Source organism: Desulfogranum japonicum DSM 18378 (assembly GCF_000429945.1).
Classification (GTDB): domain Bacteria; phylum Desulfobacterota; class Desulfobulbia; order Desulfobulbales; family Desulfobulbaceae; genus Desulfogranum; species Desulfogranum japonicum.
The window spans coordinates 90,889-104,285 of record NZ_AUCV01000008.1 but is presented as its reverse complement, the minus strand read 5'-3'; the positions used below and the strand labels follow the sequence as shown (position 1 = coordinate 104,285).

Annotated in this window: 9 protein-coding genes; 5 read left to right on the top strand and 4 right to left on the bottom strand. The window is 45.8% G+C overall.

Going from position 1 to position 13,397, the window contains the following annotated elements:
- Positions 1-90 precede the first annotated feature (90 nt).
- The 4 genes from G493_RS0107070 to G493_RS0107055 all read left to right on the top strand — a co-directional run bounded on the left by G493_RS0107070 (position 91) and on the right by G493_RS0107055 (position 6,380).
- Positions 91-1,995: a hybrid sensor histidine kinase/response regulator gene (locus tag G493_RS0107070; RefSeq protein WP_028579808.1), complete on the top strand. Its 1,905-nt coding sequence runs from the start codon at positions 91-93 to the stop codon at positions 1,993-1,995.
- 448 nt (positions 1,996-2,443) lie between these two features.
- Positions 2,444-4,300 (top strand): signal peptide peptidase SppA, encoded by a 1,857-nt coding sequence (sppA, locus tag G493_RS28250; RefSeq protein ID WP_161629805.1) that lies wholly within the window; start codon positions 2,444-2,446, stop codon positions 4,298-4,300.
- Positions 4,301-4,358: 58 nt separating this feature from the next.
- On the top strand, positions 4,359-5,321 hold the full coding sequence (locus tag G493_RS0107060; RefSeq protein ID WP_028579807.1) for a membrane protein: 963 nt from the start codon (positions 4,359-4,361) through the stop codon (positions 5,319-5,321).
- Positions 5,322-5,453: 132 nt separating this feature from the next.
- Positions 5,454-6,380 carry a universal stress protein gene (locus G493_RS0107055; protein ID WP_035273871.1) on the top strand — a complete coding sequence of 309 codons (927 nt, stop codon included), beginning with the start codon at positions 5,454-5,456 and terminating at the stop codon, positions 6,378-6,380.
- A gap of 247 nt (positions 6,381-6,627) precedes the next feature.
- On the opposite strand, the gene G493_RS0107050 is transcribed toward G493_RS0107055, so the two are convergent.
- Positions 6,628-9,501, bottom strand: a complete 2,874-nt coding sequence (locus G493_RS0107050; RefSeq protein ID WP_028579805.1) for a M16 family metallopeptidase — start codon at positions 9,499-9,501, stop codon at positions 6,628-6,630.
- A 69-nt stretch (positions 9,502-9,570) separates the two neighbouring features.
- Here G493_RS0107050 and G493_RS0107045 point away from each other — a divergent pair, with 69 nt between their 5' ends.
- Positions 9,571-10,395: an SDR family NAD(P)-dependent oxidoreductase gene (locus G493_RS0107045; RefSeq protein WP_028579804.1), complete on the top strand. Its 825-nt coding sequence runs from the start codon at positions 9,571-9,573 to the stop codon at positions 10,393-10,395.
- Between the two features lie 45 nt (positions 10,396-10,440).
- Here G493_RS0107045 and G493_RS28245 read toward each other — a convergent pair whose 3' ends face one another.
- Genes G493_RS28245 through G493_RS32935 form a run of 3 tightly spaced genes read right to left on the bottom strand, consistent with a single transcriptional unit; the run spans position 10,441 to position 13,357 of the window.
- Positions 10,441-11,202: a YdcF family protein gene (locus G493_RS28245; RefSeq protein WP_051309095.1), complete on the bottom strand. Its 762-nt coding sequence runs from the start codon at positions 11,200-11,202 to the stop codon at positions 10,441-10,443.
- A gap of 44 nt (positions 11,203-11,246) precedes the next feature.
- On the bottom strand, positions 11,247-11,915 hold the full coding sequence (locus tag G493_RS0107035) for a response regulator (protein WP_028579886.1): 669 nt from the start codon (positions 11,913-11,915) through the stop codon (positions 11,247-11,249).
- A complete protein-coding gene (locus tag G493_RS32935; protein WP_028579803.1) occupies positions 11,897-13,357 on the bottom strand; it encodes an ATP-binding protein in 1,461 nt (486 codons plus the stop codon). The genes G493_RS0107035 and G493_RS32935 overlap by 19 nt, the downstream gene beginning before the upstream one ends.
- Between the last annotated feature and the right edge of the window lie 40 nt (positions 13,358-13,397).

Below are 13,397 nucleotides of genomic sequence, written 5' to 3'. Positions count from 1 at the left end.
CGCTTGCAGTCATGGGGCATGCCATATATTCACACCTTGGTGAACGGTTACAACTGAACAGTGTCAGTAATGCATTCTTTACAAAGCGCAATGAAGCAATCAATTCTTATAGTGGATGACGATCCTTTTTTCTGTACCAGCCTGAAAAGTCTCTTGCAAGAAGAAGGGTATGAGATTACTTCCGCCTACTCGGGAAAAGAGGGGTTATTTTATCTTGAATGCCACACCTTTGACGCTGTCGTCATAGACATTGGCCTGCCGGACCTGTACGGGATTGATATCGCTGCAGAAACAGTCAAACGTTTCCCGGACACAGCAGTTATCATACTCACCGGAAAAGCTTGTCTTGACAACGCTGTCGCAGCTTTTCAACAAGGTGTCTATGATTTTCTTCGAAAACCCTGCACTCCAGACGCCATTCTTCGAACCCTGGCACGCGGTATTCAGCACAAGCGACTTCAAAAAGAACTAAAGGAAACCAAAGATCAATTTCAACAACTGAGTGAGTGTACCTGGGAAGGTATTGCCATTTACGATGACAAAGGCTTGCTGCTTATCAATAATCAGTTCTGCGAAATGTTTGAGTACAGTGAGCACGAACTCCTTGCCCTGCACAATTTTAATTTACTGCTGGAAAAAAATTGTATTCAAGTTCTTCAGCCAGACAGTGAAGCAATTGCTTCGCAGCCGTTTAAAGCTCTGGGGATAAAACGGGACGGTCGTCGCTTTCCGGTGGAAATACGGATCAAACACATCAATTATCAGGGAAGGCCGGTTAAGGTTGCAACTCTCCGTGACGTGACTGATCAAGAGAGAACCATGCAGCAACATCTGCTCCTTCAAGAAAAACTGGCAGAAGCTAAACGGATGGAGGCTTTGGGGCTCATGGCAGGCTCGGTTGCCCATGACCTGAATAACATCCTTGCCGGGATTATAACTTATCCGGAGTTACTTCTCCTTGATCTGGATGAAACCTTTCAATATCGAGAGGAAATTCGAATGATCAGAGATGCCGGTAAGCGAGCTGCCGCACTGGTGGATGATCTTCTCACGGTTGCCAGGGGAGCCACGAGTAAAAAAATCGTACAAAATATGAACCCTATTGTTTCCACCTATTTCAATTCCATGGAACACATGGAAATGTGCAAACGATTCCCATATATAACCTGTGATTATATCCTGGATACACATCTGCATAATAGCAGTTGCTCCTCCATGCATGTGTCCAAATCCATCATGAACCTTGTCATTAATGCCGCAGAAGCCATCCAACATACTGGTATAATAATGGTTTCCACTCAAAACATACAGGTGAAGGCAGCTATACAGGGGTATTACGAAACCATAGAACCTGGTCAGTATGTCGTGATCTCCGTATCTGATAATGGCCCTGGAATTTCAGATACTGACATAAAAAAAATTTTCAGCCCTTTTTACAGCACCAAAGTTCTTGGTCGCAGCGGCACAGGTCTGGGGCTGGCCGTTGTATGGAACACTATGCGGGATCACAATGGCTATATCAATGTGGAAAGCAGTACCAATGGAACTACTTTTTTCCTCTACTTTCCTGCGGAAAAAAGCCCTTCACAGGATATTCAGCTCACCCCTCTTCCTGAAACCATACGCGGCAATGGAGAACGTATCCTGATTGTCGACGACCAGAAAAACCAAAGAGAAATTGCATTGAGGCTACTCAATCGTTTAGGATATACTCCTTTTGCCGTTTCCTCAGGAGAGGATGCCCTTGAATTCCTAAAAAAGAACTCTGTGGAACTGGTCCTGCTTGATATGTTGATGGACCCTGGTATGAATGGATATGAAACTTTCCGGATGATTCAGGAATACATTCCTAACCAGAAAGCAGTTATCACAAGCGGGTATGCTCCTACTAAAGATGTGCAAAGAGCAAAAAGGCTTGGGATTTCCCAGTTTGTCAAAAAACCGTTCACGCTTCAGGAATTGGGTCTGGTAATTCAAAACGAACTCAATGTTTGAGCTATTCTCGACCTCTTTCTTACGCGCAAATCATTGACTTTAACCCTATGACACAATACCCTTACCTGAATTTCAGATGAGGTTTTATTCCGAGTTTCTCGCGCTTGCATTTTGCAGCAGTGAAATACAGGGTGAAAGCCATATTTATCTGATGTAAAAAACAATAACTGAGCAGAAAAATTTCCAGGCATTACGACAACAGAAAATTCAACATACGGGTAAAGCTTGCCGTTCAGACTCTCTATGCCCCAGCCGGGCTGTATACCTGAATCAGTTCAACTTCGTTACTTCCCTGGGAGATTGTCCGAGAAGAGGCATTTTTTCAACTCAAGGCTTTTGAGAATAATACTAAATGATTTTCAGACAGCCTCCCAGGTCTGCTACCATACGTACCCTGCCCTTTTGGGACAGTAAAAAAACATCCTCTCATACGAAAGGAGCCGCAACAGTGAAAAAATTCTTCAAAATCATTGGTTTTCCCTTCTGGTTACTCTGGAAATTCTTTACCATTGGAACCTCAATCTTCGCGGCTGCAGCCTTTATTGCTGTTGTCGTCTTCATATGTACTGCCCTTTTTTACAAGCCCACTGTCACTATTCCTGAAGACAGTATCTTTCTCCTTGCTCCCCAGGGAAGTATTGTTGAACAGCGTTCAGTTATGGATCCTTTTACCCGGATGATCAACTCCATGGCAGGTTTTCCCCTTGAAAAGGATACTTTTCTGCAAGATATTATCGACTCCATTGAAGCAGCAGCAGATGATACGCGTATACAGGCGATGGTCCTTGATACTGACAGGCTCGAACGAATCACCATGGATCAGGCTCAGTCCATAGGAAAATCCCTGGAACACTTTCAACAAAGCGGAAAAAAAGTCTTTGCCCGGGGCAGCGCCTTGAGCCAGGGCCAGTACTATCTTGCATCATGGGCAGACGATATAAGTTTGCACCCCATGGGTCGAGTCGATGTCAAAGGATTTGGTGTGTTTCAGCTCTATATGGCAGATTTCCTCAACAAGACCAACATTGATTTCCATGTATTCAGGGTGGGAACATACAAATCTGCGGTAGAGCCACTTCTACGCAACGACATGTCCGAGGCCGCTAAAGAGGCCAACCAGCTCTGGTTGGATAAATTATGGCTTATTTATTGTGGAACAGTTGCAAAACACCGAGATATTCCAATAAGAAAACTGCAAACATATGCGGACAACCTGACTGCTAAACTTGATGAAGCACATGGTGATCACAGTCAAATGGCACTGATCAATGGTCTGGTTGATCACATCGAAAACGATCAGCAATTTAGGCAACGCATTATCGAACAGGGGGCACAGACTGCCTCCAACCAGGTTGGTTTCCAATATGTCAATCTGGACAAATACCGCCAGACCTTCCAACCATCCTACAGTGCTAAACCGGCTAGCGGAAACGCCATTGGTATTATTTCTGTTTCAGGAAACATACTGTATGGTGAGAACGTTATGGACCAGATCGGCTCAGAAGACCTTATCAAACAAATTCGGCAGGCTGAACAAGATTCAAGTATAAAAGCACTCGTGCTTCGTATTACCACGGGTGGAGGAAGTGCTTTTGCTTCGGAGCGCATTCGCCAGGAACTCCTCACTTTTAAGGAATCTGGGCGTCCTGTTATCGTTTCCATGGGTGCCGTTGCAGCATCTGGAGGATATTGGCTGGCCGCCAATGCTAATGCGATCTATGCTTCGCCAACAACCCTCACAGGCTCTATCGGTATTTTTGGAGCTATTCCAACTGTTGACAGGGCAATGCGCACACTGGGCATCCACGGAGATGGCACATCCACAACAAGAAACACCTATTACGGCAACCCTATAACCCCCATGTCTGATAGTGAGAAGCAGTACTTCCAGTTGAGCGTAGAAAGCGGATACAAGCAGTTTTTGGAAATTGTGGCCCAGGGAAGAAACATGACCATACCAGAAGTCGAAAAAATTGCCGAGGGGCATGTCTGGGATGGAGGCACAGCTCAGGCACTCGGCCTGGTAGACGAGCTTGGTGATCTGCAAGATGCAGTTGCCCAGGCAGCTCACCTGACTAAGGTTCCTGAAGAGAATGCTGTCTACATAACGCCAAAGGGCAATGGATTGCAGAATATGGTTGAACAATTGAGTTCGTCTGCGTCCAGTGGACTCTTAAAAACCCTTGGTTCCCCCTTTTCAAATCTGGCCAGGATCTTTACAGGCCAAAGTATCTCTGTGCTCGGCTCAGATCCCAATGACATGTACGCCCATGCATGGCTGCCGACAAATGTGGATCAGTTCTAATGCGTAGCCGACTAACATTTCTGCACTTTATAGAAGGTAGTAGTATGGAGGCTCTGTCATGAACGAGCCTTCATTACTGCTTTCTCTTTGGGACGGTTTGGTGCATCCGCTCCTCCGTCTCCTGTTATTCATATCCGTTGGCCTGTTAGTGGCCAACTTCATTGAGGCTCTCAACTGGACAAGAAAAATTGCTGTGGTGGCAAAACCATTAACACGCTTTGGTCACCTCTCTGCCATTACCGGAGCCTCATTTTCCATGGCTTTTTTTTCAGGTGTAGCGGCCAACACCATGCTTTCTGAAGGATATGAACAAAATAAACTCAGTAAAAAGGAACTTGTTCTCGCAAACCTGTTCAACAGTCTGCCCACCTATTTTCTCCATTTACCGACAACTTTTTTTATAACAGCCCCACTGATAAAAGGGGCAGCTGTAATTTATGTGGGGCTGACTTTTGGAGCTGCCATATTACGCACCCTTGCCATTACGTTGCTCGCCCATTTCCTGTTGCCCATCCCTGTTGAACAGCCCAAGGCCTTACAGGAGAAAAGAACGACGACCATGCAGCAGGCCTTGATGAACACCTGGAAGCGTTTCACCAAGCGAATACAAAAAATTGCCCGATTTACAGTTCCCATTTACATTCTCTTTTATTTCCTCAATAAATTTGGATTATTCGATTACATCGAACAATTCATCAGCATGCACTTTACCTGGTTATCCTGGCTTTCTCCTAAAGCTATTTCCATAGTGGTGCTTCACGTAGCAGCGGAATTTTCCGCCGGATTAGCTGCAGCTGGTGCAATGCTTGCGGATGGTTCTATGAGTACACGGGAAGTCATTTTAGCTTTGCTGGTCGGCAATATACTTTCCTCTCCTGTCCGGGCCATTCGCCACCAGTTTCCCTATTATGCCGGCATATTCAAACCAGCCCTGGCCTCGCAACTTATTCTGTTTAGTCAATCCTTTCGGACAATAAGTATTGCGGTCATGACATTGTTGTATTTCATCATCACCTTGTAGATTTTTCCATCAAATACAGTATATAATAGACCGTAACCCTTGGTTTGGACTTCTCATGATTCTTTTCAACGGTGAGAAGTCCGGGTCATATGGTTTCCTCTCCATCTGTTTCACTCGATACAGGAGTCCCTCATGAAAAAATCAATCTTGGTTGCCATAGACGGATCTGTTTACAGCTCCAACAGTCTTGATTACCTCATCAAAATTTTTGGCCCTCTGGCTAATCTGAATATCCATCTCTTCAGTGTTGTACAAGCTGGCAGTAGCGGGCAGGACTGGATGTTTGAAGTTGATCCTTTACGGGAAAAGACACCTCTGGCAGAGAAAAAAACACATCTTGCCCACCGATACCTTAAAGACGCCAAAGCCAGGCTCCTCAGAAACGGCTTTAGTAAAGAGGATGTTGATTACAGTGTCAAAACATCTGTTTCCGGCATCACAACTGCTATTCACCATGAAGCCAACCATGGCAACTACGACGCCCTTCTGCTTGGGCGCAGGGGAATAGGAGCAATGGGAACCATGCTCTTTGGCAGTACATCCATGGAACTGATAGAAAAATGCCATGAAGTGCCTCTCTGGATCACAGACGGCGAGGTCAATTCCAACCGTTTTCTGCTGGCAGTCCAAAGCAAACCCGAGTCCCTGATGGCTGCAGATCATCTCGCCTTTATTCTTAACGATCATCCTGAGGTGGAGATCTGCCTGTATCATTCCAACTCCATGTTCGGGCAACAGGAACCATCTCCAAAAGAACATTTTCACGGGCAATGGGGTAAAGAATGGTGTGACCAGTACCTTGATCTGGAAAATTTTCTTTTTTATGCCCATGCCCAAATACTCAAAGACAACGGAATATCTCCTTCGCGCATTACCCAGCTCCCAGCACAAATGCATGTCGATCCGGGCTTTGATCTTTTGCGCCAGGCAAAAAAATATAACTGTGGAACAATTGTAATTGGTCGTAGAGGACGCGGTACAGACAAAGGGTTACTCAAAGGTGTTTCCGATCGGACAGTACAGAAAGCGCAGAATGTGGCGGTATGGTTGGTGGGCTAATCCGGATATTTCATTATTTCAACGTAAACATTTAACTGATTGAAATCATATTGTTTACCAGGAATCCCTGAAAAACAAAGTGTTTTTCAGGGACATTCACAAAAATCACCCCAGGGGGCGAGCAAATTTGCAGTAGTTTACAGTGGCTGCATGCCCGGAACCAGGTATCTACTGAAAAATATGCCCGTAAGAAATCCGGAGTAGCGCCTTAACAACGTACGAGTAAATCATCCCCTCAGGACGACATTTATTGAGGAGAGGAAATTATCACCATCGCAGCCTTTTCTGGCTGCAGATATTCAAGGGCAATCTGGCGGATATCATCTACAGAAATGGATTGAAAATCCGGAAGTATAGATAAAGGCCATTGCAGTTGCTCAGGATGACGGGTAGCCAGGGAAAGGACTGAATCAAGCCAGTAACGATTGTCGCGTTTGTAATCGCGGATAGATGTCAGGGTAGGCTCCAGAGCCCTGTGCAGCTCACTCTCAGGAATCGAAGTGTTTGTCAGCTCCTTTGCCACCCGCTTGACTATTTCCGCAATTGTTTCTGCCTGACCAGAGGCAACTATCAGTTGTGCCCGGAGAACTCCATAACCGGGGTAGACTCTGCTGGACCGATTGTACACCACGGGAGAATATGTTGCACCAAGCTCCTCCCGAATGGTCATTCGCAATCGATCATCAAGTACTGAAGCCAGAATATTAAGTCTTCGTGTTCTGGAAATATCCCAGAAATCATTGGTTTTCCAGGCCACAGTAACCAGAGCTTTATCAATGGAGGAATGCACGGTAATATTTTCCTGTTTTCCTGTTGGAAAAGATACCTGATGTGCTGGTGAAGATTTTGCAGGTTTACGCTCATGTCCGGCAAAGTACTTCCTTACAAGCGTAATAGCCTGTTCCTCATCCACATCTCCCACGATATTAATCTCCAGGGGAGCGCTCTGAAAAGCCGTTTCCAGCCAAGAGACAACCTGTTCCATGGAAAGTGAAGCTACCTGCTGATGCTCCGCAAGCCCATAGAGACGACCTCCACCCTCCAGGAATGTTTCCCCTTTGATTTGCATCATCCCTTCAACGCTCGATTCCAGTCGGTCGTAAAGCTGGCCCAGTCTTTGCTGAGTTGTTTTCCAGGCATTGTCACGAAATCCAGGATCATGCAGAGCGGTATACAGAAGTTGCAGTAACTGTTCCAGTTCACTGTTGAGGCATGAACCGGTATAGACAAAACTTTCCGGACGTACGTTAAATCTATATTCGATGTTGGTACCAGCCAGGGCTTCCTTAAGCTGCTCGGCAGTCAATCGTCCCACTCCGCTTTCAAGAACAAAAGGCTCAGCAACCATGGCCATACCAGGTTCAGGTTCTCCTGCTTTTCCATGCCCAAAATGGATGGCTACGTTGACTTGATTCTTTTGAAAAGGAGTCGACTTGATCTGCAATACAACATTATTATCTAATGTTACACGCTGTACCTTAATATCTTTGTCAAATTCCCGGGAAACGATAGCCGCTGGAGGAGTATTTATCTCCAGATATGGAAATTTTACAGAATGGTCATCTTTCCATGTGAAACCATCAACGGCAACGGGATGCTCCACAGATTTCAGTATAATATCTTCAGGGGATTGCTCTTTGTCGCGCAAATCTGCCGTGCCTACCACTTCATAAAGACGACGCTCTCTGCCCCAGATTGCCTGCATCGCCCTATCGACCTGATCCAAAGTCATATTCTCCAACATAGGTAAATACAGTTCCAACTCCTGTTCAGGGGAAAGCATCACCTCGTTGCTGTTAATCTTCCGAATAATATCTTTGGCCAGCGCCCGACTGTCTCTGGTTTCAGCAGTCTGTACCTGTTTCTTCAGATGCGCTGTCAATTCTTTTTTCACTCGATCAAGTTCTGCTTGGCTGGTGCCCTGGCTCAACATCTCTTCCAGACTGTTTTTCAGCAACGCCATACTTTCCTGCCATGTATCTTTTCCTGTTTGCACCACCAGATTAATGTAGGCAAATTGCCCTGAAAAGATACCCTTGTATACATTTGCTTCAGTAAAGGGACTGCCGGCCTTTCTACTGATTTTTTCCAGTCGATTATTGAGAATGGAAACAGCTATATATTCCTGCAGCTGTAATTTTTCCCATGCCCTGGTATCAGCATGGGGCTGTATATTATATACCGTTCCAATGGAAAGTTCCGTATAGCCTAATTCAGGTTCATACAAGTAAAAGGTATCCTTACCTTTTTTCGCAACGTTACCAAGCTCAGGGCATGTGATCTGGTGAGGTGTACCCTGTAAAGGAGCAAAATGCTTTTTCAACAAGGCTTCGGCCTGTGTTACGTCCATATCCCCTACAGCCACTACTACAATGTTTTCCGGTCTATACCACGTATCGTAAAAAGAACGTAACAAAGCAGCATCTGCTGTTTTTATCACCTCTTCCTTACCAATCGGATTTCGCTTGGATATCTTGGTACCGGAAAAATCAAAGGCCAGCTGTTCTTTTCTCACCCTGCTTGCAGCTGTATCCCTGGCTCGTTTTTCTGCTAAAATAACGCCCCGTTCCCGATTGACCTCTTCCTCGAGGAGCAATGCTCCTCTGGCGTAATCTGCAAGTACCAGAAATCCCTCATCAAGGGCTTTTTCACTGGCGGAAGGAAGCAACAGGTTGTACACGGTTTCGTCGTATCCTGTATAGGCATTGGTATCACCACCAAATCCCATACCGATGGATTGAAAATATTTAATCAATTTACCAGGGGGATAATGGGTTGTTCCATTAAAGAGCATATGCTCCAAAAAATGCGCAAGCCCCTGCTGGGAATCATCTTCATATAGCGACCCGGCCTGGACATTAAGATACAGACCGACACGATCCTTTGGCTCAGCATTACGCATCAAAACATAGCGCAACCCGTTTTGCAGACGTCCAAAATGAAGTGTATCATCAGGTTGCAGGTCACTCTCTTCGTGGGGCCAGGTAATGGACAGGCAGTCCTTGGTCAAGGATGCGTAGCTCACGTTCTGCTGGGTGTAACTGGAAACCGGCAGCCAGCATCCCACTACGATCGCTAGGTAGACGCAAATTCGAAAAAAAGTATGCATTACAGATTTCATGGTGTATCTCTTTATTTTTATACATAACAAGCCAATGGATTTCTCACTTATAAAAGGAAGACAAGCACAATGACTACCTCCAGAAAATATGGTCTGGTCCTTGGGGCCAGCAGGAGCATAGGACGGGCCATCGCACACACATTGGCAGATCAGGGAGTTATCCTGGCCCTGCCCTGGTATGACTGGCCAGAGGACAGTGCAGCCATGATCGACCAATTTGCAGAGAAATCCCACTTACATGTATGCATGCATGCCGATCTCTGCAACCCCGAAGAAATCGGTAAGCTGGTTAAAAATATGGAAAAAGCATTTGGCCGGCTTGATATTCTGATCAACAATATTGAAAGAGGAGGTATGCCCATTATCCATGGTTCCTATCAACGACGGGTGAACGTAGGGCAATGGCAACTGGAGATAGAGACCACCTTGCATGCGAAATGGCAGGTATTTGAGCAGTGTCTCCCCCTGCTGCAGAAGAGTGATTCAGCCAACGTGATTAATATTTCTTCCATTGCTGGCATTGTGGGACGATCGGGACCCACGAGCGTCCTTTTTAATGATGGATATAGTGCAGCCAATAGAGGCATACGTTCCTTAACGGAAACCTGGGCAAGAAAATGCGCACCAGCTATCAGGGTCAATGAACTGGTTCTGGGCATCATTGACCAGCGTCATGGACCCGGAACCAGAGGTTGGGAAGAATTGAGCACCGAACAACGACAAGCCATAATAGAACATACACTTCTCAAACGTACCGGTTCTGTAGAGGATGTTGTCAAAGCAGTAGAATTTATCCTGCATTCAGATTTCCTGACAGGTGCATCCATAACACTGGATGGAGGGTACACTCTGGGAGGAGAAGAAATACTCCCCATGCCCCCGGGAATTATATAGTAACTCTCAAATAGGCTGGTCTACGTCCAGCCTTTTGCACTATTTTCAAGGATTAACAATCTGATAGTAGAGAAGCCCCATCCATTCGTGCATGGCTGCGGCTGTTTTTTTGAATGATGCGGCACTCGGGAGAAAAGCAAGCCATGTATACTTTTTATTCTGCCAGGTAGTCAGTCCACACGGAAAAGGGATTGCATGCAGGCCAATTGCTTCAGAGACAAACATGGCACGTTGCATATGTATCGCTGAAGTTACCAGCAGCGGACGTGTAAATCCATGCTGTACACAAACCTGCTTACTGTACAATCCATTTTCATAAGTATCACGGCTGCGATCCTCCACAAGAATATCCTGGGAAGCAATTCCAAGATCAAGAAGAAACCTGCGGGTCACGTGACTGAGAGGAATTCGCTGAGAATCTACCCTACCTCCTGAAATCAGGATGGGTATCTGCAACTTTCTGTGCAAGCGGGCAGCAGTAACCAATCGTTCAATGGTATTCGGAGCCGGAGCCCCGATCCCGCTCATATCCGGGACGTCATCATATGCCCCTCCGGTAAGCAGTATAATTACATCACCTCCAGGATCAGCAGGCACAGGATACGCTCTCTCCAATGGTGCGGCAAGCATATCTGCAAAAGGTCCTGTTGAAAAGAGCCAGAGGAGTATGGCCATGGCCCAAAATGAACGGTGAGCCCTATTCTGCCTTTGGAAGAATCCCTTTACAGCCATCCCTGCCAGCAGCACAATAAAAAGCCCTGGGGGAAGAAGAAACGGAGTGACTATTTTTTTAATACCAAAAAGCATACTTGCACGTTTTATCTACGGTATTTTCTCCAGCTCTGCACAGTTCAGCATTCATACTTGTAGCCGATACCATATACGGAATGGATCAGTTCGACGCCAACATTCAACTTGGAAATCTTCAGGCGAAGCTTCTTGACATGGCTATCTACAGTGCGATCGTTGACAATTCTATTATCTTCGTAAATATGTTCCATCAGTTGGGTGCGTGAGAATATTCGCCCGGGATGCCGATGTAAAGTCACAAAGAGTTTATATTCCACCCCTGTCAGGCCTAAATCTTTTCCCTGGACCAATACTCTGAATCCTTCCCGATCAACCTGAACAAATTGCTCTATATTGTGGTCTCCCATCACAGAACGTTTGAGTACCGCCTTCACCCTCGCAACGACCTCTCTTGGGCTGAAGGGTTTACAGATATAGTCATCTGCACCGAGCTCGAGTCCGAGGAGACGATCAATCTCATCTACTCTGGCTGTGACCATAATGATGGGCACCTCTGAAAAATACCGAATATCTTTACACAGGGCAATCCCGTCTTTTCCGGGGAGCATCAGGTCCAGCAGGATCAGATCAGGCAAGTGTCCCCTCACCCACTCTTCAACTTCAAGGCCACTGTCAAGGATATATGCAGTAAATCCTGCATTCAGCAGGTAATCACGAAGCAATTCAGCAACCACCGGCTCATCTTCAACAATTAAAATTTTATGGGACATGAAACAGCCTCATCCAGCAAAGGAAATCGTACACATATCTGTAGTCCGCCCAATGGAGATACGGAAGCATGTATCTGACCGTTATGTGCCATAACAATTTGCCTACTTATTGCTAGCCCAAGTCCAGATCCCCCAAAAGAGCGATTACGGCTCTGTTCAACACGGTATAATCTGTCAAACAATCTGGAAAGCGCCTGGTCTGGCACACCCGGTTTGGAATCATCCAACGTCAGGACCGCTGAACGTTCTACCCCTGCAAGGGTGACTATCACTTTTCCACCCGAATCAGTATAGCGAATACTGTTAATCAGCAAATTGCTCATAAGCTGCTGGATACGTTGTCCATCGCCAAGGATATACAGAGACGTATCAGGTCTTTTACATGACAGCTCCAAGCCTGCCAAATCAGCTTCAAACTGATGCGCAGCCAGGGACGATTCAACCAGAGCGCAAAGGTCCAGCTGCTTATTCATCATGGCAAAATTGCCCATATCACCACGAGTAAGGTCGTAAAGATCATTAACAAGCCTTTCCAGCCTGGTTACACCATTATACAGGTTGGTATATGTTTGCGGTCCTGGTTTTCTGATACCGTCCTGTAATCCTTCAATCTCACCTTTTAACCCGGTAAGCGGAGTTCGAAGTTCATGGGCTATATCACTTACCCATTGTTGGCGTTGCTGTTCATTCTCTTCCAAAGTTTTAGCCAGTGTATTCACATCATGGGACAACCGTTCCAGCTCATCCCCTGACCTGTTATTGACTCTGGTGCTATAATCACCCAGAGCTAACTTCTGAACTGCAACGGAAAGAAGACGTATGGGCTTTGTCCAATGCCAGGCCAATACCAGGGACAGGACGATGGTAATCAGTATTGCTGCAAGACAAGTCAGTACAATAACTTCCTGTTGTTTTTGTACGAAAAGCAGCTGGTTGACTTCCATGAGTTTTTGCGGGGGGTATATGCCGATACGTCCAACTTCTTTGCCCTGGTATTCCAAGGCACGTAAGGCTGGTAGTTTCCCTTCTGTAATCCGGCCAAAAACTATTTCACCAGCTTCATCAAGTATAACGGTTCTTTGAATCGGATAACGAGGATGGTCATCTCTTCGTTCATTATCTGAATGGTGCGAATCAGGCATTCTACCTTTGGCTACAATTTCCATAAGCCGATGCTTGCCTTTCCCATTGGGCATCACCTCTGCCCACATAGCAAACACAAGGAGAGGATTGCCTTTTAACTCTGCCCACGTTTGATGGGTGTTATAATAGTTCTCCAATTGTTTTTCCAATAAAACAATTTCAGCCTGCTCTTCAACATTGACGTAGTCAAGAAAGCCGCGGTCAAAACTCCATTGGAAAACCAGAGTCATAAACGCTACCACACTAAGAATTGCCAATAACATAATGGCAAATAATTTATATTGGATGGAAATTTTCATGGACGGGGGAATACCTGACAACAATCTGCTATCTATATAT

Coding starts and splice junctions, on each gene's coding strand:
- G493_RS0107060 (WP_028579807.1), top strand. CDS start 4,359: ATGAACGAGCCTTCATTACTGCTTTCTCTTTGGGACGGTTTGGTGCAT.
- G493_RS28245 (WP_051309095.1), bottom strand. CDS start 11,202: ATGCTTTTTGGTATTAAAAAAATAGTCACTCCGTTTCTTCTTCCCCCA.
- G493_RS32935 (WP_028579803.1), bottom strand. CDS start 13,357: ATGAAAATTTCCATCCAATATAAATTATTTGCCATTATGTTATTGGCA.
- G493_RS0107045 (WP_028579804.1), top strand. CDS start 9,571: ATGACTACCTCCAGAAAATATGGTCTGGTCCTTGGGGCCAGCAGGAGC.
- G493_RS0107050 (WP_028579805.1), bottom strand. CDS start 9,501: ATGAAATCTGTAATGCATACTTTTTTTCGAATTTGCGTCTACCTAGCG.
- G493_RS0107055 (WP_035273871.1), top strand. CDS start 5,454: ATGAAAAAATCAATCTTGGTTGCCATAGACGGATCTGTTTACAGCTCC.
- G493_RS0107070 (WP_028579808.1), top strand. CDS start 91: ATGAAGCAATCAATTCTTATAGTGGATGACGATCCTTTTTTCTGTACC.
- G493_RS0107035 (WP_028579886.1), bottom strand. CDS start 11,915: ATGTCCCATAAAATTTTAATTGTTGAAGATGAGCCGGTGGTTGCTGAA.